The following is a 23,070-nucleotide window of genomic DNA, read 5'->3' as shown; positions in this document are numbered from 1 at the left end:
TAAAACTAGTTTTTACCCCAGACCAATGAAAACTTCTGCCCCTTGGAATGTGTTTTTAGAAAAAGATGACCCACCAATATTCAAGCCATCTTGGTTTCCAGTGATATTTAAGCCGATTGGCCTTAAGTCTAGCGCTGAAATAACAGCAGAATCCAAGCCTGTTTTTTTTACTCTTAATATTTTTGTAGAGCCATTAAAAACTTCAATTACCCCTTCTTCAGGCTTATTGACTTCAATTCCTTTTACCGTAGGGACATTTCTATCCACCAACAGTATTAATTCTCTTGTGTCTGCATTTTTTACAGCTTGAAGCCAGATCACAGGGCCGGGGCCGTTTCCAACCAATAAGGGCAAGCCATCACCTAGAGAAAATGGGAAGCCACCACCTAAAACCTTATTGCTACAAACAGTTAGCGCCTGGAATGCCTTGTAGTCAGGTGGTATATTTTTAAGACTATACATTAGTTATCCTTTGCTCTAACAATTGATCTGGATGGCGGATTACTTGCGAAGTGTTCTTCTATTTTTTTGAACAATTCCTTCTTAGGGTTGGGTAGTATTGAGCCTATGGCATAACAAATAATTGCAATCCCTATTGCACCAAAGCCAGCAATCACTTCGTATGGCTCTATTTTGGTTGCATAACCCATCTGCTGTGCAATATAGCGCCCTACACTTGTAAACAACAAACCAATACCTATAAAAAAGACACTGCTTGAAAATAGATCAAATTTTCTGGCAGGGCTTTTTAAATTGTAAAAATCCATAACTGTCAAATGGAAGTCTGGCTGCGATGTCAAACTATAGCCCGTTCCCATCAAAGCGTTGTTAACCTTTAACGTGACCTCTACTGTCTGATTTTCTAATCCTTTATTTTCCACACTTGATTCACACAAATATGAGTTGACTTGATTATATGTATATTTATTAAATAATAAACTCTAAATTCATATCTTTCTCAATTGGCAAGTCCAGATACTGCCTGTTGGATCCTGGCTAATATTTTTAACTTCGAAACCACCTTTAGCGGTAACCCAAACATCACCAATCTGAGGTACTGCAGTAACTTCATTCTGCAGAACAATCGCTTTTGCATCTTCGGATTGATAGTCGGCAGGCTTCACCAAGTCTTTTAAATAATTACCGAGAACGCCACGCCCTGAATAAGATTCACTACCTACAACTGGATAAGTCTGCGTTTCAAAATCAAACTCGCCTGAGTAAATCGGTTTTTCACAGGTGAATGAGTCGACAGCATCAGCTAACTTTTTATTAAATGCCGCAGCCACTTTAGACTGAATTTTGTTTTTGATCATGACTTTCGCTCTCTTCATACATAGCAAATAAGTCTTGAGCTATTCGTTGTATTGAATACGCTTCAAATTCAATGCTTGGCTCTTTTTCACCCATTAGGTGTTTTGTACGCTGCCAAATATGCACAGCTTCATGCAACAGTAAACCATGAACAATAATCAGTGATTTATCTTGCGTTTCCCCGAGCTGAACAATGCAGTGCCTGCCGCCATCGTAATAATCGACTTGCGCAGGACAGCCAAGAGATAGAAATTCATCCGAATCATTCATGTCATCAAATAGAAGATCCATATGCATTTGATTACGAGCAAGCGTGTACTTCGAATGCTCAAAAGGCGTGATATACCATTCAGGCACATAGTCGGTGTTAGTCATGCTCGAAACACCTCAAATCCAAAACCTTTAGACTTTAAATTAAGTGAAGCAATGTAGGCCCGTGCAATTTGTTCAAACTCAGATATCTCAACACTGCCTTCAGCGTAACTCTCAGTGACTTGCACTGTGTCGGCCTTCACGCTCTCACTGGTAGTTTGACGAGCAATACCTGCGTAAATTACACCAGCTTGAATGCCTTTGATAATTTCGCATGCAGCATCAATTAAAACTGGATCTATAGTGTCTGGCACATATCCAACATCGTTGCGCATCCATGTATTCGCTAATTTGATAAGGCGAGCTTTATCACCAGCCGGCGCAAAGTCTGCACCTAGAATCTGCTCAGCCTGTTCTTGGGTAATAAAGCTCATAGGTTATTCCTTTGCTTCAGCAGTTTTGGCTGCCTTTGCTTCTGTAGCGGTTTGTTTTTTGAGCTTGGCTTCAAGGTCTTTGACTTGACCTGCTAAAGCATTACGCTCAACTAGCACACCATTCAGCTTTACTAACTCATCCGATAGGCGTGAATTTTCAGAGAGTAATTCCGAGTTTCGCAATTCAGTCTGCTGATAAGCTTCAATTTGCTTTTTTAGTTCGTCATTTTCAGCAACAACCTTTTTACATTCGGCTTTCGCCTGATCAATCGTGGCTTGTAATTCCGGTGTAATGCCAACTTTAGCTTCAATGGTGACGATATTGGAATTATTGCGTTTAATCAGATCTAGATAAGCCTTAGGAACATCACCAGCCACTTCTGAGCATGGTTCCAAAGTATCAGCTTCGTGATAAGCACTGGCTTTACGGAGGATATAACCCTCGCCTTGAATTTTTGCTACATTTTCAGGAGAAAAGTCATCAGTGAAATATAGGCGTTTATTAGATTCTTGTTTCATGTTTTCTATTTCCAATCAGGCAAAGAAAAGCCCCTTTCGGGGCACTTCATTTATGCAGACTTAATTAGGACACCAGCTGTATCTTTCACGCTTGATGCAATTAGATCCCAGTTGGTTGGGGTGCCAATTGCTGCATCAGTTGGAGATTTGCCACCAGTAGCGGTATCCCATGCGTAACCTTTCACACCTGCACCGAATGTCCACTCAGCTTGGTAGGTGTACTTGATATTCTCACCACCAGTGCCAGGCACCAATTCAGCATTAAAGTCATTGTTGTCATTCACAACCACAGCGCCTTCAACAAGGCCTAGCGAGTTGTAGAATGCGGTACCTGCGTTATCACCTACCAATGCTGGGGCATCAGTCACCACAAACACACGACCAAACGGATCACGAACCACATTCACACCATCATAACGGAACAGGTTTTCTGAGTTGGCCAGAGCATTATCAAACAGGTTGTGCATTGTTGTGGAGTGAACAATCCAAGCACGAATTGCGCTTGAACGATCACCAAGTTTCGCAGCACCTTTGTTAAGCAAGCGGAATGATGCAGCATCAGTACCGTCACCATGCACGGCATTGGTATTTCCTGAAATTGCTGTAGATGCACCCAAAATTCCCGCATTCAGCATGTCAGCTAAACGCGCTTTTGCCAACTGCTCACCAATTGTTAAGGCTGCAAGTTCAGGGTTTTGAAGAATCCAAGAATACTGCTGTTTTTCATACTCAATCGGCGGAGTGCCTGCAGCAACCTTTACAGCCACATCAAGTAATTGTTCTAAACGTTTTGCGGTAACTGTACCTGTACCATATGCATTACGACGACGCACAATCCCAGCAATTGCCTTGAACGATGCTTCAATGTTGAAATCACCACCGAAAGGCTCATTGATCAATTGGATTGCGCCCTGTGATGCTTCGTTGAATTTATCAATGTCCTGTGCCACTGTTTCTGTCATTGCGGCATAGGTTTGCTTGTTAAATACCTGTAAATCAAAAGGCATATGCCTCTCCTTAAATTAAATTAATTTATGTTTGTTCGCCCACTTGCTTCATATAAGCAATTTTCTCTTCTTTGGTTTTGCATTCAGCCAATGATTTAGGGCCCGATTTGTTTCCACTTCCGCCCTGAAAGCCTGCACCACCAGCTTGAGAACCTTTTAAAATTGAATCCTTATGTTGGTATCCGCCAACCAAAGTTTCTAAAGCTTCATCAAAGTTTGCGACTTCACCAGGGCGTGCACGTGAATAGATTTTTTGACCGTCTGCACCTACCGCCACAACCTTGCCATTTTCAATCTGGAAGTTCTTCCCAAACGTGGCTTGAATCATGTCTACCGGCACAGCGATATTTTCTTGTATGTACTTAGAACGAGCGAAACCGCCGCCAATAAGCTCGTTATGCAGTTGAGTTTGAAATGCATCACGCTCTTGAACAATTGGTGCATATTTATCTTCAACAGCTTTAATTGCTTCGAGTTTGATTTTTTCGACTTCACCAGCATCCACCAGTTTTTTATCGTCGAAGTTTTTCAAAGTTTCTAAAGCTTTTTTAGCAGCTGCTGGATCTTCAATGCCTTCAAATGCTTTAAGCGTGGATTCAGCCTTTTCATAGCGTTCACGGTTTGTTTTAGCTTCACCATTCAAACGTGAAATGGTAGCTACGGTTTGGGCTGCATCATGTGCTACTTCTTTGCCATCATCGTGAATATACAAAGGCAAGCCTTGCTCATTTACTTCCGCATATGTCTTACCGTCGATTGTTTGTGTTTTAAGTTTCATAAGTCATCCGACCCTATTTCTAAAATGAGCATCCGCTCGTTACGCTGTCCGCATCAGCTTTCAGCAGGCATAAAAAAGCACCCGGTTGGGTGCTTAAGTTAAAATTTCTAAATTGTTATGACTGCATCAATCTATTTAGTAAATTTAGTTTTGTGGCTTGATCAAGGGTTGGGCTAAAAACACATGCTACCGCACCTCCATATACCTCGCCGAAATCGTTCTCGTACTCATGTGTAATAAAATTACAACTATGATTATGAAAAAGTTCGCTATGCAGAAAATCTAAAAGATAAATAAAATTGATAGGGCAGTAACATTCTGAAAGATTTTTAGACTCATAGTGTCTTAGCCGTAAAGAGTTACCCTGCAAATCTATAAATGTTTGATCAAACTTATGGAGCAATTGCTTCTCAACAATCCTCATCTGCTCTTGTGTTACATTGTGTTTAAATTGAAATGCGCAAAAAATATAATAGTTAGGGTTAGCAGAGCTATACGATCTCGAACTTAGATCCCCAGAGGTGATACCTATTTTTGCCCAATATGCATTCGTAATATCAGCACCCAGATATAACCACTTATCAGTACTTGTTATATCTTGCATCGTATTATGCATCATTAATTTGATTTCATGGTCATCCTCATAAGACCATGAATTAAGTTCTGACAAATCATATAAGGATGTTGGCTTTCTCACATTTGACCTCTAAGGAATAATGAAATCAACTCAATTTACACCAATATTCGGTGCAAGCAAGTTGGTTAATCACAACCCCACCACCTCAAATGTCTTCCGATCCAAAGCTTTAAGTTCTGCCAGTGTATAACCCCGTTTATTCAAAGGATCAGCAAACTTATCAATGCTGTACTCACCTTTCTTGTAAAGTTCATACTTCGATTTACCCAGCCAAGTGCGCTGAAAGAACTCATCCGACTGCTCAAAGAATTCTTTAAAAGAGGTATTTGCATCGAGCTGGCCAATCAAATGCTTACGCTCATCTTTCGGAATATCCTTCACTTTGCGTTCATCCATCACAAATGGCCGTAATCCAGCTATCTCACCATCTTTATTACACGGCACATAGGTTGTACGGTTATTTGGATGCACTGGGAAGTGCGGTCTAGTCGGATCATCAATGGCATAAACCTTTTGGTCTTGATCTGCGCAGTAATAACAAGTTCTACCATCCAAAGTAGCCACAACTTTGACATACTCATACCCAAGGGCTTTATAAGTATCAATGTAAGTCGATGTACTGATATGGCTGCGAGCTGTTCTGACTTGGCGCTCAATTGATTCACGTGACGACTTAAGCAATCCATCCTTATAATCATTAGCCTTGCGACCTTTGATTCGTTGCACAATCTGCTGATTCGTCTGGCCTTGCGAAATACCATCACGAATGACGTGTTCCACCTTTTTGCGCAATGATGCAGCAATATCGGCAAACAGATAATCAACCAGCTGCCCGCCGGCATACGGCACTTTTTTGGCTGCCTTATAAATCTTCTCAGCATTGACAACCGCAGCCGCTCCCGCAACCAACTGAGCAGAATATGAAGCCTCATAAACCGCAAGTTGCAATGCTGATTTATCGAACTGCTCAAACAACTCCACATCAACTGATTTGAACCACTCATTTAGAATGGTCTTAATTTCTTCAATGTTTTTGCTAGATTTAGCCCTGCTTGAGAAGTTTAGGCTTTTAAGTGCATTTCGTTCTGAATCACTCAGCTCACTTAGGATTTCTGCTAAACGATTTAGCTGACTATTGGAAAGCTTATTAAACTGAGCTGTTAGTTCATTTACAGCTTGAGATGATGCGCGATAGAGATAAGCTGAATGTTGGCTCAGCGCATCAACTAAGGCTTTCTGCGCTGAAATGTTCATGTTTAATCCTTATCATCTGGTGAATCAATTCCACCATCTTCACGCTTTTCAATTTTCTTCACGATGTCTTCCCATTTATCTTCAGGGAAGGTGCCGGTCTGCTCATAGTGATACCAAACATACATCGGCAATTCACCTGCAAGACAAGCTTCGTAAATCAATTTAGAGCGAGTTGCATCGTATTTAGGTTTATTAAAGTCTTGAGCAATCGTGAAACTAAGTTCATCCACCTTCATATCATGTTCAGGCATCACAAACTTGGCACACCAACGTAGCGCATTGGTAAAGGCTTCAGATACATTGGCCACAACGAGTGACAAAACCGAATGCTGGATTGAGCTGTCATTGTCTGCCTGGGTCGCTGTCTTATTAGCTGAACCAACTTCAATGAGTCGAGCGCCAAGCTCTTTCATTTGGTTCCACTTATCATTCATACGCTCATAAGCCAGTCCATTCTTTTCCGCTTGGACCATCTTGGCATCTGTAGGTATGCCTGATCGACTACCGACACTAGCACCTGACTCTTTCACCATTGCGTACTGTTCTGGTGTGATGCTTGGGAAGCACAAAGTCGGCTGACCAACAATGAATGCCGATTCCTCTACATCAGCAGTACTGGTGTAATAAGACAACTCCATAGTTGCCAGCTCATACAGTGGTGCTGTACCAATTTCATCTGAGTTATCTACTGCGCCGCAGAAAGTGAAAGGAATATAATCCCAAGGCTGACCATGGTAATCAGTTGGAATGTACTTCTCTCCTTCTACCCATTCGCCTTTATCGTTCTTCGTATAAATTTGAACTGTGTAAACAAAGCTGCTACCACCTTCTTCAAGCGCCAAAATTCGATACTGATCTTTAGTTTCAACCTTAAATCCATTGCGGGTTTTTACCGTCTCAAGCAGCTTCACAAAACTCAGCTTTTTCTGGTTGCCGACAATGATGTAATCCCAATCAATAATTGAACTAGCCTTAAGAATATGGATCATCGGAAAAGCACATTTAGACTTTTCCTCTGCCTTACTTCGACTTGGCGCAACATTTGGAAAATCAACATAAACACCACAGCGGTAGTTTCGGTTAATTAAACGTGTTGCACGTTGAGCACTCTGATAAATAGATCGGCCTGCACCATCAGCATTGCGCTCTAAATATTCCAATTCATCTGGTTTATTGAATACTGGTGATTTGCCATAAGCCAAGCCAATATGACTTGCCAAAGTACGGCTTGTCACACCGGGGAAGATTGCACGCATCAAGTATTCTTTATAGCGATTTGAGCCATCTGGATCATTCTTTGAATTAAACAGAGATGGCTTAGGCAGGTACTTCTCTTTTGCTACCTTAATAACTTCCTGACCACCACAAACATCATCCAACTTATTCCAAGTCGCAATGTGCTTATCATAGTCGGCATGTGTTGCTGTAATGCTCATATTAGAATCCAAACATTGGCATATCGATGCGTGTGACAGGTTTAATAATTGGGAACCGTTTAACTAAAGGGTAACCACCAGCATCACCCACATGATCTAGTCCTGACTTTTTATCAGGCATCCCAAAATCGTCATAAACTTGTTGCTCTAGAGTTTCGGTAAATCTAGGGCACTTATTGGTGTTTACCTTTAACGTACGCTCACCATCACCATTTAAGATCAAGGCATTAACCGAGTTGATTCGGTCCTTAATTGCAGGGTTGGTACCATTAACCTCAACCCTAAAGCCCTTGTCTCTTAAGATTTGATGATCCGATTCACTACTATTTTTAGATGATGTTGATTGCCCTGCAGCATCTGGAATCACTGTCATTTCATGAAATGGAAAACGCTCGATAAGCAATGTGGCCATAGTCGGTGTATCACGCACCCCAACCATTTCATCCAGTGCCAATGGCTTTCCATCTCGAATTACATAAACCACAGCTGCCATCTTCAGGACGTTAAAGTCCATCCCAATGATTAAATGCTCATTAGGTTGAATTTCCTCATCTGTGTGATTTAGTTTTCGATCAAAGTCAGGGTAAACCGCACCACTGGTTAGATTGACGAATTGTCCCTTCAAATAGGCTGAAATCAATGCAGGTGGATACGACTCGTAAAGCGATGAGATATAATCATCTGGTAGATTCTTTTCATTATCATAAGTTGAAGCTTGAATCATTCCATACAATGCACGTTTGGCGGGTGTTGAATTGGCTTCTTTTACAAACTGCTCATAAGTGAACTTAAAACCCTCTGGCGTGGTTGCAACATCAATGCCATTCATCAAACCTGCTTGTTTATAACGCATACGAGCAATGATTTTTCTCCAAGCCTGTTGCGCCTTATCCTTATTCATCACATCAAGCTCATCAATCAGAGCGTGACCAATTTTAAAACCTACAATCGTTTGTGGCTTTTCCATTGAGCGGCAAATAATTGTGGTTCTATATTGCCGACCATAATAAATATCAACTTCTTTATTTGTTTCGTAGATCTTGGTTTTTAAGCCCCAATCAAACGCCACCTCATCAATGGTAGGAAAGAAAATGTCTCGGATCTGTGGATACGTTGGTGCAAAGTAACCTAATGGCACCTTAGGAAATTCCCAAGATTTGTCACAAAGGCTTGAACAACCTACCCAAGTTTTTCCACTACCAAAACCAGCAACAAAGGCCCTGAATTTATTCTTCAGCTGAAGGAAGTTCGCCTGCGGAACATTCAGTGTCGGATTGATGTTCGGCATTTGATTTACTCGCATCTACAACTTGGATTGTGACTTTTACAGGAGTTGGATCATCTGCACCCTCACCATCACCGTTTTTAATTTTGTCAATTTCGAGCTGCTTTAATTGAATATCTAAAAGTTGAGCATCATGACCATGCATTTCATCTTTAATTTGCTTAATGATGCCCTGCTTCATGAATTTATTCTCACCCCAGCCGTAATACATCTTCTGAAGTTCATTTAAACGGACAGCTTTATTGGCTAATGGAATGTCATAAACATTTGACCTAAATTCAGCCCTTGTTTTTTCAAAAAGCTCTTTAAGTTTTTTACTTAAATTTCGACCAACGTGCTTTGTTGGGTCATATAAAGCCACCTGTTGGCGGCTAATTTCAATTTTAAATTCCTGCTTTACAGTGTCCGCTACTTGTTGAGGGGTTTCAAAGCAAGCAAGAGACTGAACTATAAAGATTTTTACAGGCTCTTTAAGTGCTGCCACAGCCACCTCTCCGTCAAGCTACGTAAAGCAAAGCAGGCAAAAAAATTTAAGCCAACTTCAATAAACACGTACCACATGCATGAGCAATATTTGCTTTTGATATTGTTGGGCCATTATTCACGTGCTGCGCCATTCGCTGCACATCAACATTCCCACCATAACGCTCCACCACACCAAAGAACTCTTCCACATCATGCCCACGCATTTGCAATATCGCATGCCCTGTATGGCTGTCGTAACTAGGCGCACCATTTGGAGCAATCTTGTGTTTTAAGTGATAAAGCTCATGTTCAACCAATGCCATGAATGAAGCATCCGAGCAGTCTGAGCAGTAACGCGCATCTAGTGTGATTAATGCTTTTGGTAGATACCCAAACCATCTAATCAATTGAGCTTCTTGTCTGTATTTCTTCCATCCACTCGCTTGAAATTGAACAATCTCCGCCTGTCCCAAAACCACACGACCTTGTTTTTCAAATGCACTCTCAGCCCACAAAAAACCAATACCCGTGTGCCCAATCAAATGCATGTGGTCTTTGTTGTATAAATCACTATTAGGATTAAGGATTGTCTCTTGAAGCCAATCATGCATATCTGTAGCCGGTTCAAATAAAAACTCTTCTGACCAGTCTTTATCAATTAGGCTCTCAGGCGGGTATGGTCTTTTCATAATTAGCGCCCATTAAAAAAGCCACCTTGCGGCAGCTCTATTTTACCCCCTAGCCTCTCGACCAGGTTCATCTTCAGGAACCCTATAACGCCAATAGCGGTCAGGCTTAACCCAAACAACAGTTTCTTCAGTCTTCTTTTTAAATGCACTATTAACACTTAACTTTAAAACTAAATTTCCATCTTGATTTTCTTTCAAGAAGTCCATTTGATTTTGCTTAACTAAGTAATCAACCACATCCTCCTGATATAGGCACTCATCCTTTTCAAGAGCAGTTAACATCCACTGGATAACTTGATCAAGATTCACTTTCACTATCCTGCTTGCGCACCAAGACTAAGTTTTCTTCTGGGAATACACCACTATCTAGCTTTTTCCCTGCAAACCACTGGCAACCATATGTGCCTCTAAAAATACTTGATTTCAAATAATCTGGATCAAACTTATGAATAGCCATTTCTGGTCCACCCGCATTCAACTTTACAATATCACCAATCTGGTATTTAGGTTTGCGTTCTTCGCTCATATTATTCTCATGAAGTGTTAATGAAATTAATATGTTGGGATGAAGATTATTTATTCAAGAGTTATTCCTGATTACACCACATCAAATCATCTGGTGTCTGCAACCAACACCCATGTTTATTACAAAACGCATGAATGTCATTCAAATACTCAGTGAACTGATCGACCGTTGCATCCGTTGTGCTAATTAGCTCATTTAGCCCATCTGCCACTTGTTGATACATCGGATGATTTTGTTCTCGCAGCACCGTCACAGCGGCAAATGTGGCTCTGTATTGTCCAACATCATCACGCGCATAAATCCGAGCAAGCATGCGTTTCTTAAAATACAAGTGCTCGTATTCTTTATCTGTGCCTTGATGTTTGGCAAATTGCGAGAGCCATAACCAATACAAGCGATTCTGTGCTTTGCTGCGATCATCTTCTTTCTGATTGATCCGAACAACTAAAGGCTTACCCTCATTAATCGCCTGAGTGTAATTGGTATGCATGAAGTTAATGGCTTTGGTGATGTCGGCATGCGACTGGATAGGAAACACGGCTTTTTGCATTTCCTATCTCCATTTATCTTTTTGTCATTTTATCTAGGTCGCCAGACCAATATTCATGTTTGCACTTCTTACAAATCCAAATACTACGAGTCCAGCCTCTAGCGATAATTTCATCACCATGTACTGTTCTTATTTTCTCGTAATCATGCTTACAAGTTAAACGCTGATAAATAGCCACCACTATACCAATCGGCAGCAATGGAATAATCAAGATGTTCACAATTAATTTTCTTAAGTCCATCAAAACACCTCTTTATCCTCCATCACCAACATCCGATTCACTCTCATCAACCACTTCTCAAACATGGCTTCACTCTCTGCCCGATTGCCTAACTTGAACTGATCAAATTGACTGTGGCATGAGTGGCACAAGGGAATGGCGAACTGGTCGGATGCTTTAATCCCTCTACCCTTACCATGCTTTGCTGAATTGGAATGAGCAGCCTGGCTATTGGGATTACCGCACCGAATACACGGCAGCTTTCTAATATCAGCGAGTCGTTTTAGGCTTCTCATTTAACTGCCACTTGATATTTTCAATCTGTTCACGAATCTCATTCATTCGACGGTGACAGTCTTGTTTAAATGATTCACGGCTATTTAAGTGATTTAGATGAGCCAAGTGATAATGGTCATCTTCTAGTTTTTTCAGATTCTTCTGAGCTTCTACTCGATCAACCATACTCACCCCACAATAGAAAAGAAAAAGCCCCATCAAATGACAGGGCTTTTGTGTGCCGTAATACGTTCGGCGATGGAGAAACTACTTTGAAATTCTGTATTTCAATAAAGAGATCTTTCCTATATCGTGCTGCACCCATGCTTCAAACTTAAAACCACTTCTAAGCACCGCTGCGCTAACCATGCTTAGTGATTCAACTTTATCTCGTGGCAATTCATTCATAAGCATTTCATCGCTAAACACATCTTGACCCAAATTAAAAAAACTGCAATTAATTTGCCTAAGAATCCTGCTGGCTAAACGCTCTATGTGATTCTCAACCATTTATAGACCTCATACATTTAACAATAAGATTAAATTATAACCGATCTAAAAAGTGTTTTGGAAAAGTCAAATCGCGTAAGATATTGATATTAATGCATTCATCTATAGCTAAAACCCACTTAACCAACTTCTTTCAAACAACTACGACAAACCTTTATCTCATCACCATCAACCGTGTGGTCAATTTCAACCGCACCATGAAAGCCGAATAAGCATTTTAAAAATTGGAGCATGTGGATCTCCTGAATATTGGCGCGCCCAGTAGGATTCGAACCCACATAAGTCGGAATAGAAGTCCGATGCATAATCCTTTCTGCCATAAGCGCTTGATCACCACGGTAGATCTATGCCGTGGTCCATAGCTACTCCCTACTTTGATTGCCAGTGAATAGGCACACTAATAATCAATTTTCGGTTTCGTACTGATTTTTCGGCGGGGCATCACTCCCAATTCTGTTTTTACTTTCCTGCATATCCTATTCATGCTCGATGAACTGCATGGGTTGTACCCTCTTTCGCGGGGTCTAAGCGTAGCTTAATAGCTGGTTAGGCAAATGCTGGCATGACCGCTCTCCCGTTAAATCACTTGTGCATGTCACAAGCACCTTTATAAATTTCAGGCAACAAAAAAGCCCGATCCCATGACCGAGCTTTAATGTATGTAAATATCTAGGTGGCGACATTAATTTAAACCACTACGAATAAAGGAAGCCGCCATAACGCAAAAAGCCCACCATTTGGCGAGCTTTAATGACTTGGTCTCGGATAACCGTAATACGACCAGTATAGTAAAACTATACCCTAGTCTTCGCTAAAACGAAATACCTACGCTTTTAATTCTTTGTAAGTATTTTTCTTATACTTTTTAATCGCATTCGATGCTTCATCAATTGCAGATTCAAGCGCCAAACTCATTAAATTTTCGTACTTCTTCCAAGTCATACGGTAACCATCTGCACCCATCTGCATCGAATTAATACCCGCATAATACAATCGACCTTGCGCTGTAAAATTCCCTTCAAGCTCAGGATTCAAGGCAAAATCAATTACCATACGTGCAACCAAGTATGCCAAATGATTCATGGTGATATGCTCAGGCTCACGCTTCTTATCATCCTTGGCATTGACCAACATAATTTTAACTAAGTGATTACGCACATACTCATAATCACTTTCGCACTTCCCATCAAAGACAATAAGCGCTGTAACTGACTTTGCAAGCTGCGTCTCCATACTCGCAATCGCACCCAAGCGATCTTCATAATTCAATGGCTTCTCCCCAGTGCCATGCGCTTGTGGCTCAAAGTTTGGTGACTTCGCTGTAATACCCTTAGTCAACCATTCAAACGGTTCAAATTTTTCTGCTGCTACTACACTCATCTTCATCACCCTTAAATTGCTGCCAAGTCTAAAATCGTCATCGTGCCCCAATGAACCGCACCTGTATCAATCCAATAACAGTTGTCGCGCTTACATGGTTTCTGGGTGACTGTATGCCCCATGATTACCGCATGCACACCAAAAACATGGGTATATTGGTTTTTATCTTCGTCTAATCGATCACGGCCCCACATTGCCAGTTGATCCGCATCACGAATAGATTCTTTTTCAAAACTAAGCTTGAACTCATCCCAGTCATTCTCCTCGATGTGACCATGAACAAATCCAAACTTCTTGCCGCCATGGTTCACTTCAAGCACTACTGGCAGTTCAGCAAAGGTTTTCGCAATGTTGCGCATCTCTTGCTCATCAAGCACGTAAAACCACTCGCCACCATTTTCAACATGGCATTGCATTGCAGCTCTATTGCTTAAACCCCAAATACATAAATCTTCATGATTACCACGCACTGATGTAAACCACGACTTAGACAATAGCTCGATACACTCAATATTCTGAGTACCACGATCCACCAGATCACCAACCGCAACCAATAAATCATTCTCAAAATCAAAACCAATTTCATTCAAGCGATTCATAAGCAGGTTGTAGCAGCCATGAATATCCCCAACAGCCCACAATTTCCCTTTAATTTCTTTATCCCAAATTTTTACTAAAGCCATCTCACCCTCGCTTAATTTCTGAAATTAGCAACATCGCAGCATCTCGTTGCTCTTGATTCGTTCTGCCCTGCCAACCTGTAATTCGATTAAAATCTTCTGCCTTCAACTTTGTGCGTGTCGGCTTTACCAGTACCACCGCTAAACCGCATTCTTTTGCCATTTCAGCCAGTAATTTACCTGTCGCATGGTTTTCCCCTACATTCTTGGCAATCTTCTCTCCTGCGGTCTTAGAATGTCCAAAACGGAAGTTTGATTTTTTATTCAACCAACCCGCCTCAATGACGACTTTCTTGATTTCATCTTGATGGTTTCGGAATAGCCCTACAGTTTCAGGAAAGGTTAAGTTTTTAAGTTCCAGTGACTGCCCTAAGACAGCCACTCCTGATTTCTCCAAGTCTGGATCGATACCGATAATCAGGTCAGTCATTGTCACCTCGCTTGTTATGCAAACAGGTCATGCGATCCATACACTCCTGAACAGCCTTTTTTCTTTTTTCCTCAGCATCGCGCTCCCACTTCAAACGCAACCATGTAGCCAGTGGCAAAATGCAGATCAAAGCAAGACCGAATAACCAAACAACAAACACAAAAACCACAAAACCAATTTTCTTGAATGCACTTAAAAGTTCATCCCATGCATCCCAAAGATCATAAAAACAATCTTTAAAAATCTTCTTGGTTCCATTTTTAAAGCCAACCAATGTTTGAAAGTGCTTATTCATGCTCACCCCGCCAAGTCTCAAAAAAGAACACCACTGGATCTTGTTTGATTTCAATCAATCCAAAGCGATGCAGATGCCGCGCATGTGTGCTATCACGAAGCAATTGAACGTCGCGGTAATGAGTCAAAAGGTTGCGCCAATGGTTAAGCGACATTGATGATTTATTGGAATTACAAGGCACACATGCTGGATTCATGTTGTCGATAGTGTCCAAGTGTGGGCGAGTCATTTCACCTGAAATAAGTTTTCCACCACCAATGTGAATGATGTCACGCTTAACAGCCTCAATATGATCCGCATGCCACTTCTCACCCAACTCACAGCCACAATAAGCACAATGACCACCAAATTTCATCTTGAGTTCTGCACGTTGTTTTTTGTTTAAAGTCATCCCTCAATCACCCTCGTCGTCGGCGCTATATGATTGCGAATGTCACTTACATAGTCGGTTCGGTCGTGGTCTGCGATGGCTGCACGTAGATCTGCAATCAAGACATCACCTTTGCACGGAATACCACCACAACCATAGGCCGTAAGATACACATTGAAGCTTTCTGCCCACTCAGGCGCACCAGCCACAATTTCCCGCATTTGTTCAATTGTTAAGTTCATGCCGCCTGCTCCCGTTGTTCAATCGTTTTCATTGCTAACTTAATTTGCTCATAACGCTCTTTTGAGCATGGTCTAACCTGATTTGTAATCTGTGAGATAAAGCCATGCGCCACACCTATGTGCTTGCATAACTCGCCACCACGGCCCTTGCGTTCTTTGCACCACTGATCCAAAGCCTTAATCTCTGCAAGCGTTGCCTGATCCTCTTTTTGACGAGCACGCTTTTTATCTGTCTGCGCAACAGAATTCGCCATCACTTCACGCATAGTCTTTTGAGATTTTGGTTTTGAGCCATTCCGTCCTTTGCTGCATTCACCTGAAAAGCCTTGAGGTAATTGCTCAACAGCTCCACCATTTTTTAAGAAAGCCTCAAGATCACTATCAAGCTGCTCACGTAGACTGCGTTTAGCTTCAGGCTGAGCATGAGTTGTATTTCGACCTGCTTGCACGGATTCAATTCTTTGTTGTAGTAATTCGTTCATGCCAAAACTCCAAATAAATCCAAAGTCCACTCATCACGCACTGGTTTTGCTTTCGCTTCGGCCTGCTTTATAGGCTTTGGCTTAACCACTGGCTCCATAGGTGGCGCATATTCAAGTTCTAGCGACTTAGTTGCTGGGAATGCCTTGTTGAATTCCTCTTGAGTTGGCACTCAATCAACCAGCTGCCAAAATTCACATCCATGTCTCAAGCCCGCACATACTCGACCCGCCTCAGCATGAAGAAACCAAAAGCTAATGTGAGAGGCTTTTTGAGCTGGGTTCCAGTGCTGACAGCGATCTTCTTTTTGCTCTTTGAAAGCTTTAACAAAGTAGGTTTCTAACTTTTGATCGGCTGCAACCTCAATTTCATTTTCACCAATCAAGCCAAGCCAGATTTTGAAGTCGATATTTTCTTGCTCATTCAATCCAGCAAACGCATGATCAGTAAATGGCGTTGGATAAGTCGTAAGACCGCTTGAGTCTTTGTATTCAGAAATTACGTTCACACCCCACCTCCTACACGTTGATCCGCCCAATTACATTCAACAATCACCAGGCCATCATGCTGAAAACGTGACCATAAGCGGTCGCCCAAATCCTTTTGCAACTCCACCATCGTCATGTTCGAGATCAACATCGTTGGCTTTGCTGCGTCATAACGCGCATACAAAACTTTGTGCACAAGCTGCAACCGGTTTTCATGACGGTCATGCAAGCCGTACTCATCAAGAATTAACAGGTCATATTCAGTGAATCGGTGAATTGCGTTTGTTTCTGTGTCATCAGGCTTTTTCCACGCATTTGCAATCTCATTACCCATATCTTCTGAAGTGATGTAACGAGCATATTTGCGTGATTCCAAGACGTTTCGAGCTACAGCGCATGCCAGATGTGTTTTGCCTGTGCCTGTACGACCAACCACAATCAAATTACGGTTAACGCCTTGCTTGAAATCTTTTGTGAATGCAGTGCAGTGTTGCTTTGCATTTTGCTGACCAATGTTTTTTACGATGTAATCTTTGAAACCGCTATTCGCATGACGAGCTGGTAACTTAGCCCCCTCAAAATGCTTTTCACGAACCATGCGATTTACTTCAACCTCGTGATCCTTGTGAGCTTTGTTTAAAATCTCTGAAGCGCATTGCTTGCAAATTGCTGTTTGTCCTACTTGAACTTTTTGAACCTTGTGAGCTTCACAGAACTCAGCACTCATTTGGATTTTTGTATTCAGGATTGATGCGTTCATACCAAATCCTCCAATTCAATGTTGTCACTTGCAGGTGCGTAGTGCTGAACTTCACCCCACGCATCGTTTACGTTTCGTGAGTTTTGTTTTTCAGGAATACGACCTGTAGAGTTTTTAGCTTCACGCTCAGTCTTAGCCAGTTGTTTTTCAAACTCCTGAAAAATCCACTGTGCAAACTTTCGAAGTCTTTGGTTATCAGTGAGCTGGTGATTGTTTTCATGGTGAGTATTAAAATTCCCAAGATGGAATTGAAAATCTTCCATGCTTAGGATTTCAGAAACTCGTTGAGAATATTTTGTGGTTCTCAAGGCAATCGCCAGTTGTTCAAGATCTGGTTTCCAATGATCGCTTTCTGAAAAATCTGCTTGCGCGTTTGTGTGTGTATTCTCTTGGTTTATGGTTAATGGTTCTTGGTTCTTGGTTAAGGTTTCTTGTGGGATGCCAGAATCAACCGACTGGGTTTTTTCTTGGTTGCCTGCTTGGAAACCACTTGGGTTTTCTTTGGATTGCTTTTTGGGTCTGCCACCATTCCCACCATTCTTGCGGTTGGTTTCTGCTTTAGCGTGATACGCTTTAACTTCGCTTTCACAACGGTTATGAACCCAACCGTTTTCGGTTTCCACAAAAAACTCAGTAAGAATGTCGCGCACTGCATTCTTTTCATCTTCAGTACGTGCTAACGCCATGCGAAAAAGCTCACGCTCATTAAGCGGCAAAGGTTTTTCGTTCAAGTAATACGTATCTAAAAGCCAATTGTAGACACCATGCTCGAGCAAACTTAAATGAGCTGTAGCTGAGCGATAGTCACCAATGTTCTTTTTATAGTAGTGCATTAGGCAACACTCCCGTGATGACAACAGTGATTGCAGACCTCAAAGTCGTATGGATTGTGTTGCCAGTTGATTTTTCCGCATTCTGGGCAATTGAAACGCGTCATTGGATTGCTGACTCTTCGGCGTTGTTTTTTTATACGCTCTGGAGTTTTTAGGCCTGCAGCGGTAATCATTTTTCGCTTATTGAATAGTGCAAAATTAAACGTACTTCTTTTTCTTGCGTCAGCTAACTCAAAAGGCACTACAACATAATCAGTATGGTTGAAGCACTCTACCGCTGTTCTCCCGAAAATTTTAGCGTGTAGAAAGTTGGTTGTTCTCGTACCATTTAAATCAATCCAATAAACATCATTTCCATCCCATATGCCTTTCACAAAAGCAACGTATCGATCGCTCGGGCTTAAATCTGAGCTCAAAGGCAGGTGTTGATGATCTACTTTCTGTGTAGCTAGAGCGTCCACATGATCAGCAGAAATTGGGTACTCATTATCTCTTGCAAGCTCATATTCTCTTTGAGCTTCTTCCAAGGAATAAATGTGAGCTAGGGCGAGATTTGTTGTGTATCCCTGACCATCTGCAGCATGGAAGACCATAATTGATCCGGTATTTCCGTGTGGTGAACGTAAATAAAATCTATTTTTCACTCCCCATCCTCCCCAAATACTTCCATAAACGCCTCATCTATCACTTGACCGATGGTTAATTCAGGTTGCTGCACTAAGCAGTTTTTGCACTGCTCTTCTTTAAATTCCGTGCACTTGTCGGCGCATGGGTGTTGTGTTAAATTTGTTTGCATATTCAATTCCCTATAAAGTTTTGAATTACTAAAAGCCTGATCCACGAAATCAGGCTTTTTCTCTTTGTAATGCTGATAAATACTTTGCACACTCACCCTTCATCGCTTTACGCAAAGATTGAATTTTGTGTTCCATTTCCTCGAGTATGCGATCTGTTTCATCCATTTCAGCAGGTGTTACAACTCCATCTTCGAGTGAAGATAAAACTTGCTTATTGGCAGCACCATTTCCAACGTTCATACCTAGTAATGACTCAAGAACACTTAATTCATGCTCCTTGCCTTCGGCTTGATCTATAGGCACCAACATAAATCCCAATTTATGCGCCCATACCTTTAATGGAGCTGGGTTTTGTGTATATGTCAGCATCGCCTCAAAGGCTTTTAAACTGGGTAAGTGGTTTTCCATATTTGGGTTCGCATAATTGCAAATAGTGTTATGAGAAACCCCGACAACATCAGCTAGTTCTTTTGCTGTGATTCCTTTGGTTTGATGAACCAGTTTGTGTAGTGCAGCTTTGCTTTCCTTGGATATATCCATGTGAACACCTTGTTAACTTTCACGTTTATTTAATTTCATAAGCCGCTGATAATTGCCTTATGCACTTATGGTTGTGAGATTTGCTTTAAGCTTTCCCTTGGTTTGAACTTCAAACAAAGCTTGCGTTCTAGGGGGAATTTCGTTTTTTTCCCACTTCCATAACGTCACTTCGGAGTAACCAGTTTTTTGAGAAAGCTCTCGTCGTGTCTTACAACAAAAGTGATTCATTAAATCCTGTGTTTTCATAATAAAATACTTAACTGTAGTTAATCAACTAAAGTTAACACAGGTTAACCACTGTTACAACTCTATGTATTAACATTAGTTAATAATTAACATTCGGATTTGCTTATGTCTTTCCACTTACGCCTTCAACAAAAATTAGATGAAAATGGGCTTAAGCCAGCAGACCTAGCTCGAGCTGCTGGCGTCTCAAACGTTGCCGCAGGTAAATGGGTTCATGGAGAAAGTGAACCTAAGGCTGCAAAACTAAAATTGATTGCAGATTTTTTAGGTGTTACGGATGATTGGTTGCTTACAGGTAAAGGTGCTGCTAACAAACTTGACAACAATGTAGATGTTTCCCAAAAGCTTTTAATTGATGGCCGTCCTATTCCTGTGATTTCTTGGGTGGCTGCTGGCTCTTTCACATCTATAAATACAGTTGTTCAAGATACTGAAATAGATGAATACCTTCCGCCCAACAAAGATTGTGGGAAAAACGGATATGGCTTAATTGTTGTTGGTAACTCTATGAAACCTGACTTTAAGCCAGGGGATCGCATTTACGTTAACCCCGATATTCAATCTTTCGATTTGCAAACTGATGATTTAGTTATTGTTGCTTGCAATGGAGATACCGAGGCTACTTTTAAGAAGCTAATTATTGAAGGTGGGGAGCGATATCTTCAGCCCTTAAACCCTAATTGGCCAGAACAAATCATTAAACTATCCGAGGGGTGTAGCTTGGTTGGTAAAGTGGTTGGACTATACAGGAAGATTTAAATATGAAAGAAAGCCCTATTGATATTCATAAATATGATTATTTGGTCAAACACCTATCCAATAGATTCATGATTATTTTAATATCCATAGTTGCCATATTAATGGGTATGGGGTTTTCTATTCAACTGCATGAGCCTGGGTATATGAATAGATTTGGTGGTGTGGTTGCTATCTTAGGGCTGCTACTTACAATGTCTCCATTTTTTCTCAACGGAATTTACAAATCACAGTCTGCGTGTGGGCGATGGGCAGGTATTGACTCATCTGGAAACTTATTGACAACTACGCAAGCTGAGAGATTGATCGGAGATAATGTTTTCTTTGGCGTAGTAATTTCAATTATTGGAACTCTCATAAATTGCTTTGGCGACCTAATATTTTAAAAAGACATGCTAAAAGCTAGCCCGCCATGTGCGGGTTTTTTCATATTCAAAACCGTAGTTAATTCATCAGTTAATAATAATATGAACTTTTGTTAATTTTTCTGTTGACCTTTTTATTAACTAAGGTTAATCTTTTTCTCGTAAACACAAAAAAGCCCCGAACAATCTTGGCGGATGCGGGGCATGTACTACGGGGAACATTATGGAACAACAATTTTCACATAGCAATACACCAGAGTTTGCTTCTAACAAAAGCCAAACATCTGCGCGTCTTTACCAGCACCCTACAGCTGAAGAAATGAAGCCTTCTAAAGTTAAAAAACGTATTGGTGATTTCTTCGCTATCGCCCTGCTCATTTCAATCTTCTTTGGATTGGTACTAATGGCTTTCTATAAACATGCGGAACAAATGGATCGTCAGACTGTTGTGGCGATTAAGGGGGGTGTGTGATGAGTATTTCATTGCGAGATCAATTTGCTGCAGCAGCATTACAGGGTTATTGCTCCCAGCCTGATGCTGGTGCTTGGTCACATGGATACACAGCTACAGCAGCATACCAACAAGCAGATGCAATGCTTGCTGAGCGAGACAAGGCATCAGGGGAATTAAAACGAGTTCGTCTAGCAGCTCAAAATATGGTGAATAAACCAGAAGGCATTTCAGTTGAAAAAGCTGGTGAGCTAATCCTTGGTTTGCTTGATAACTACGGAGCCGACTCATGAACATCGAAGCTAATACTTTAATCCTCGCCCCTGTCTTCCCTGATTTTGAAGTAGCTGAAGACATTGTTATTCAAGATGGAAAGGTTGAATTCACGCTTCAGTATCGCTTCGATTTTATCAGTGATGCGTCTATCGAATGCAGCATGCCAGTACTTGAATGCACACAAGGTTTTGCAGTTGGTGATTCAGATCCACAAAACTGCCATGAAATTGATATCCCTGCTTTTAAAGCAATTGAAAACACGCTGGTAACTGTAATGAAGACTGATGCTGTGGCAACCAAAGAAGGCGATGAGTTTGTCTTACTTCCTGAGCAGTTACGTGCGTTGAATGTGTTGATTTTTGCGTGGTGCGAAGAACAGTTTTTAAAGGATTCTGAACAGCAAGCTACTTACGTTGCAGAAGATATTGCAGAGGAGATTTACGGATGAATGCGAAATTTGAAATCGTTGCGGTTGAGCAGCCTGAAATTATCGAAGCCTTTAAGGTTGAAGGTGGTACAAAAGCTTTATTTGATCGTGTCTCTGAAAATGCTCGCTCTGTTGTATTTGATATGGGTGTTAAGAAAGATCGTGAATCACTTAAGTCGTTCGCTTATAGCCTTGCTCGAATTAAAACCACAGTAGACAACCATGGTAAGGAGCTTGTTTCAGGTATTAAGCAACAAGCTGCAGTTATTGATGCGGATCGTAAATTTTGGCGTGACAACATGGAGTTGTTGCAAGACGAAATCCGCAAGCCATTGACAGATTTTGAGCAAGCTGAAAAAGATCGTGTAGCGAAGCATGAAAATGCGATTAATGAAATTCGACTTCATGCAACTGATGGATTCTTAGCACTAGTAACTGCCGAATTACTACGTGGTGCAATTGATTTGGTTGAAGAAATATCAATCGACTCATCATTCGAAGAGTACGAAGAACAAGCCAAGCTTGCCAAATTTGAAACACTTGAAGCTCTGCGCAAAGCACTAGCTGACCGTGAAAAGTTTGAAGCTGAACAGGCTGAATTAGAGCGTTTACGTCAAGCAGAAATACTTCACCAACAACAAGAGCGCGAAGCTCAAATTGCCCGTGAAGCTGCTGAAAAAGCTACTCGCGAAGCGGAGGAAAAAGCACGTTTTGAAGCTGAACGTGTACAGCGTGAAAAGGCTGAGGCAGAACAGCGTGAAGCTCGATTAAAAGCTGAAAAAGAGGCTGCTGAATTGCGTGCTGTGCAAGCTGCTGAGAATGAGCGTAAGCGCATTGAGGCTGAACAGTTTGCTCAGGCTGAGGCTGCACGTAAGGCAGAAGAAGCACGTTTGGCTGATGTTGAGCACAGAAAGCAAATCTGTGGCGAAGCACTTAAAGGCTTGACTGATCTTGGTGTGAGTGCTGATCAAGGTAAAGCCATTCTGAACGCAATCAATAAAGGCTTAGTTCCTCACGTATCGATCAAATTTTAAGGAATAAG

General features: G+C 41.4%; 40 protein-coding genes and 1 tRNA gene. 6 read left to right on the top strand and 35 right to left on the bottom strand.

Features of this window, described 5'->3' with window-relative positions; translation table 11 throughout:
• Positions 1–12: 12 nt before the first annotated feature.
• The 35 genes from FTU80_RS09565 to FTU80_RS09395 all read right to left on the bottom strand — a co-directional run bounded on the left by FTU80_RS09565 (position 13) and on the right by FTU80_RS09395 (position 19,507).
• Positions 13–462 (bottom strand): hypothetical protein, encoded by a 450-nt coding sequence (locus FTU80_RS09565; protein WP_180084877.1) that lies wholly within the window; start codon positions 460–462, stop codon positions 13–15.
• Complete coding sequence (locus tag FTU80_RS09560) at positions 462–881, bottom strand: hypothetical protein (protein WP_180084876.1); 420 nt, start codon at positions 879–881, stop codon at positions 462–464. The genes FTU80_RS09565 and FTU80_RS09560 overlap by 1 nt, the downstream gene beginning before the upstream one ends.
• Positions 882–947: 66 nt before the next feature.
• Entirely contained in the window at positions 948–1,316 is a 369-nt protein-coding gene (locus FTU80_RS09555) for a glutamate 5-kinase (protein WP_218949026.1), read from the bottom strand.
• The gene (locus tag FTU80_RS09550) at positions 1,291–1,689 is read right to left on the bottom strand and encodes a hypothetical protein (protein WP_180084875.1); all 399 of its coding nucleotides are present in this window, start codon (positions 1,687–1,689) and stop codon (positions 1,291–1,293) included. The genes FTU80_RS09555 and FTU80_RS09550 overlap by 26 nt, the downstream gene beginning before the upstream one ends.
• On the bottom strand, positions 1,686–2,060 hold the full coding sequence (locus FTU80_RS09545; RefSeq protein ID WP_180084874.1) for a hypothetical protein: 375 nt from the start codon (positions 2,058–2,060) through the stop codon (positions 1,686–1,688). Before FTU80_RS09545 ends, FTU80_RS09550 begins: the two co-directional genes overlap by 4 nt.
• Positions 2,061–2,063: 3 nt before the next feature.
• The gene (locus FTU80_RS09540; RefSeq protein ID WP_180084873.1) at positions 2,064–2,579 is read right to left on the bottom strand and encodes a hypothetical protein; all 516 of its coding nucleotides are present in this window, start codon (positions 2,577–2,579) and stop codon (positions 2,064–2,066) included.
• 50 nt (positions 2,580–2,629) lie between these two features.
• On the bottom strand, positions 2,630–3,586 hold the full coding sequence (locus FTU80_RS09535) for a major capsid protein (RefSeq protein WP_180020902.1): 957 nt from the start codon (positions 3,584–3,586) through the stop codon (positions 2,630–2,632).
• 25 nt (positions 3,587–3,611) lie between these two features.
• Positions 3,612–4,364, bottom strand: a complete 753-nt coding sequence (locus FTU80_RS09530) for a DUF6651 domain-containing protein (RefSeq protein WP_180084872.1) — start codon at positions 4,362–4,364, stop codon at positions 3,612–3,614.
• Positions 4,365–4,479: 115 nt separating this feature from the next.
• Complete coding sequence (locus FTU80_RS09525) at positions 4,480–5,061, bottom strand: hypothetical protein (protein WP_180084871.1); 582 nt, start codon at positions 5,059–5,061, stop codon at positions 4,480–4,482.
• Between the two features lie 69 nt (positions 5,062–5,130).
• Positions 5,131–6,255 carry a minor capsid protein gene (locus tag FTU80_RS09520; RefSeq protein WP_180084870.1) on the bottom strand — a complete coding sequence of 375 codons (1,125 nt, stop codon included), beginning with the start codon at positions 6,253–6,255 and terminating at the stop codon, positions 5,131–5,133.
• Between the two features lie 2 nt (positions 6,256–6,257).
• Positions 6,258–7,691: a DUF4055 domain-containing protein gene (locus tag FTU80_RS09515; RefSeq protein ID WP_180084869.1), complete on the bottom strand. Its 1,434-nt coding sequence runs from the start codon at positions 7,689–7,691 to the stop codon at positions 6,258–6,260.
• A gap of 1 nt (position 7,692) precedes the next feature.
• On the bottom strand, positions 7,693–8,979 hold the full coding sequence (locus FTU80_RS09510) for a terminase large subunit domain-containing protein (protein WP_180084868.1): 1,287 nt from the start codon (positions 8,977–8,979) through the stop codon (positions 7,693–7,695).
• Complete coding sequence (locus FTU80_RS09505) at positions 8,918–9,460, bottom strand: DUF2280 domain-containing protein (RefSeq protein ID WP_180084867.1); 543 nt, start codon at positions 9,458–9,460, stop codon at positions 8,918–8,920. The genes FTU80_RS09510 and FTU80_RS09505 overlap by 62 nt, the downstream gene beginning before the upstream one ends.
• A 46-nt stretch (positions 9,461–9,506) precedes the next feature.
• On the bottom strand, positions 9,507–10,130 hold the full coding sequence (locus FTU80_RS09500) for a putative metallopeptidase (protein WP_180084866.1): 624 nt from the start codon (positions 10,128–10,130) through the stop codon (positions 9,507–9,509).
• A 42-nt stretch (positions 10,131–10,172) separates the two neighbouring features.
• Positions 10,173–10,439, bottom strand: a complete 267-nt coding sequence (locus FTU80_RS09495; protein WP_180084865.1) for a hypothetical protein — start codon at positions 10,437–10,439, stop codon at positions 10,173–10,175.
• Positions 10,429–10,656, bottom strand: a complete 228-nt coding sequence (locus FTU80_RS09490) for a YodC family protein (protein ID WP_180084864.1) — start codon at positions 10,654–10,656, stop codon at positions 10,429–10,431. The genes FTU80_RS09495 and FTU80_RS09490 overlap by 11 nt, the downstream gene beginning before the upstream one ends.
• A 61-nt stretch (positions 10,657–10,717) precedes the next feature.
• A complete protein-coding gene (locus FTU80_RS09485) occupies positions 10,718–11,206 on the bottom strand; it encodes a hypothetical protein (RefSeq protein ID WP_180084863.1) in 489 nt (162 codons plus the stop codon).
• A gap of 13 nt (positions 11,207–11,219) precedes the next feature.
• On the bottom strand, positions 11,220–11,447 hold the full coding sequence (locus FTU80_RS09480; protein ID WP_180084862.1) for a hypothetical protein: 228 nt from the start codon (positions 11,445–11,447) through the stop codon (positions 11,220–11,222).
• Positions 11,447–11,722, bottom strand: coding sequence for a DUF968 domain-containing protein (locus FTU80_RS09475; RefSeq protein ID WP_180084861.1), 276 nt, complete (start codon positions 11,720–11,722; stop codon positions 11,447–11,449). Before FTU80_RS09475 ends, FTU80_RS09480 begins: the two co-directional genes overlap by 1 nt.
• A complete protein-coding gene (locus tag FTU80_RS09470; protein ID WP_180084860.1) occupies positions 11,697–11,888 on the bottom strand; it encodes a hypothetical protein in 192 nt (63 codons plus the stop codon). The genes FTU80_RS09475 and FTU80_RS09470 overlap by 26 nt, the downstream gene beginning before the upstream one ends.
• A 574-nt stretch (positions 11,889–12,462) precedes the next feature.
• A tRNA-Arg gene (locus FTU80_RS09465) sits at positions 12,463–12,538 on the bottom strand.
• Between the two features lie 499 nt (positions 12,539–13,037).
• Positions 13,038–13,592, bottom strand: a complete 555-nt coding sequence (locus tag FTU80_RS09460) for a hypothetical protein (protein ID WP_180084859.1) — start codon at positions 13,590–13,592, stop codon at positions 13,038–13,040.
• An 11-nt stretch (positions 13,593–13,603) separates the two neighbouring features.
• Entirely contained in the window at positions 13,604–14,275 is a 672-nt protein-coding gene (locus FTU80_RS09455; protein ID WP_180084858.1) for a metallophosphoesterase, read from the bottom strand.
• Between the two features lies 1 nt (position 14,276).
• Positions 14,277–14,702, bottom strand: a complete 426-nt coding sequence (locus FTU80_RS09450; RefSeq protein WP_180084857.1) for a hypothetical protein — start codon at positions 14,700–14,702, stop codon at positions 14,277–14,279.
• A complete protein-coding gene (locus FTU80_RS09445) occupies positions 14,695–14,997 on the bottom strand; it encodes a hypothetical protein (RefSeq protein WP_180084856.1) in 303 nt (100 codons plus the stop codon). The genes FTU80_RS09450 and FTU80_RS09445 overlap by 8 nt, the downstream gene beginning before the upstream one ends.
• On the bottom strand, positions 14,990–15,388 hold the full coding sequence (locus FTU80_RS09440) for an HNH endonuclease (RefSeq protein ID WP_180084855.1): 399 nt from the start codon (positions 15,386–15,388) through the stop codon (positions 14,990–14,992). The genes FTU80_RS09445 and FTU80_RS09440 overlap by 8 nt, the downstream gene beginning before the upstream one ends.
• Positions 15,385–15,609, bottom strand: coding sequence for a hypothetical protein (locus tag FTU80_RS09435; RefSeq protein WP_180084854.1), 225 nt, complete (start codon positions 15,607–15,609; stop codon positions 15,385–15,387). Before FTU80_RS09435 ends, FTU80_RS09440 begins: the two co-directional genes overlap by 4 nt.
• Positions 15,606–16,091 (bottom strand): hypothetical protein, encoded by a 486-nt coding sequence (locus FTU80_RS09430; protein WP_257221482.1) that lies wholly within the window; start codon positions 16,089–16,091, stop codon positions 15,606–15,608. The genes FTU80_RS09435 and FTU80_RS09430 overlap by 4 nt, the downstream gene beginning before the upstream one ends.
• Positions 16,088–16,261: a hypothetical protein gene (locus FTU80_RS09425; protein WP_180084853.1), complete on the bottom strand. Its 174-nt coding sequence runs from the start codon at positions 16,259–16,261 to the stop codon at positions 16,088–16,090. Before FTU80_RS09425 ends, FTU80_RS09430 begins: the two co-directional genes overlap by 4 nt.
• Complete coding sequence (locus FTU80_RS09420) at positions 16,262–16,597, bottom strand: hypothetical protein (protein ID WP_180084852.1); 336 nt, start codon at positions 16,595–16,597, stop codon at positions 16,262–16,264.
• Entirely contained in the window at positions 16,594–17,337 is a 744-nt protein-coding gene (locus tag FTU80_RS09415; RefSeq protein WP_180084851.1) for an ATP-binding protein, read from the bottom strand. The genes FTU80_RS09420 and FTU80_RS09415 overlap by 4 nt, the downstream gene beginning before the upstream one ends.
• Positions 17,334–18,170, bottom strand: coding sequence for a YdaU family protein (locus tag FTU80_RS09410; protein WP_180084850.1), 837 nt, complete (start codon positions 18,168–18,170; stop codon positions 17,334–17,336). The genes FTU80_RS09415 and FTU80_RS09410 overlap by 4 nt, the downstream gene beginning before the upstream one ends.
• Complete coding sequence (locus FTU80_RS09405; protein ID WP_180084849.1) at positions 18,170–18,814, bottom strand: hypothetical protein; 645 nt, start codon at positions 18,812–18,814, stop codon at positions 18,170–18,172. The genes FTU80_RS09410 and FTU80_RS09405 overlap by 1 nt, the downstream gene beginning before the upstream one ends.
• Positions 18,811–18,966 (bottom strand): hypothetical protein, encoded by a 156-nt coding sequence (locus FTU80_RS09400; protein ID WP_180084848.1) that lies wholly within the window; start codon positions 18,964–18,966, stop codon positions 18,811–18,813. Before FTU80_RS09400 ends, FTU80_RS09405 begins: the two co-directional genes overlap by 4 nt.
• Positions 18,967–19,015: 49 nt before the next feature.
• Entirely contained in the window at positions 19,016–19,507 is a 492-nt protein-coding gene (locus tag FTU80_RS09395) for a phage regulatory CII family protein (protein WP_180084847.1), read from the bottom strand.
• 351 nt (positions 19,508–19,858) lie between these two features.
• Here FTU80_RS09395 and FTU80_RS09390 point away from each other — a divergent pair, with 351 nt between their 5' ends.
• The 6 genes from FTU80_RS09390 (at position 19,859) to FTU80_RS09365 (ending at position 23,062) form a co-directional block, all read left to right on the top strand.
• Positions 19,859–20,512 (top strand): LexA family transcriptional regulator, encoded by a 654-nt coding sequence (locus FTU80_RS09390; RefSeq protein WP_180084846.1) that lies wholly within the window; start codon positions 19,859–19,861, stop codon positions 20,510–20,512.
• Positions 20,513–20,514: 2 nt separating this feature from the next.
• Complete coding sequence (locus FTU80_RS09385) at positions 20,515–20,895, top strand: hypothetical protein (protein ID WP_180084845.1); 381 nt, start codon at positions 20,515–20,517, stop codon at positions 20,893–20,895.
• 202 nt (positions 20,896–21,097) lie between these two features.
• Positions 21,098–21,346: a hypothetical protein gene (locus FTU80_RS09380; RefSeq protein WP_180084844.1), complete on the top strand. Its 249-nt coding sequence runs from the start codon at positions 21,098–21,100 to the stop codon at positions 21,344–21,346.
• A complete protein-coding gene (locus FTU80_RS09375) occupies positions 21,346–21,618 on the top strand; it encodes a hypothetical protein (RefSeq protein WP_180084843.1) in 273 nt (90 codons plus the stop codon). The genes FTU80_RS09380 and FTU80_RS09375 overlap by 1 nt, the downstream gene beginning before the upstream one ends.
• On the top strand, positions 21,615–22,049 hold the full coding sequence (locus FTU80_RS09370; protein ID WP_180084842.1) for a hypothetical protein: 435 nt from the start codon (positions 21,615–21,617) through the stop codon (positions 22,047–22,049). Before FTU80_RS09375 ends, FTU80_RS09370 begins: the two co-directional genes overlap by 4 nt.
• Positions 22,046–23,062 (top strand): hypothetical protein, encoded by a 1,017-nt coding sequence (locus FTU80_RS09365; RefSeq protein ID WP_180084841.1) that lies wholly within the window; start codon positions 22,046–22,048, stop codon positions 23,060–23,062. Before FTU80_RS09370 ends, FTU80_RS09365 begins: the two co-directional genes overlap by 4 nt.
• Positions 23,063–23,070: the final 8 nt, after the last annotated feature.

It is taken from the genome of Acinetobacter sp. YH12145 (assembly GCF_013418335.1).
Classification (GTDB): domain Bacteria; phylum Pseudomonadota; class Gammaproteobacteria; order Pseudomonadales; family Moraxellaceae; genus Acinetobacter; species Acinetobacter amyesii.
The sequence above is the reverse complement of the archived record's forward strand: the minus strand, read 5'-3'. Positions and strand labels throughout refer to the sequence as shown.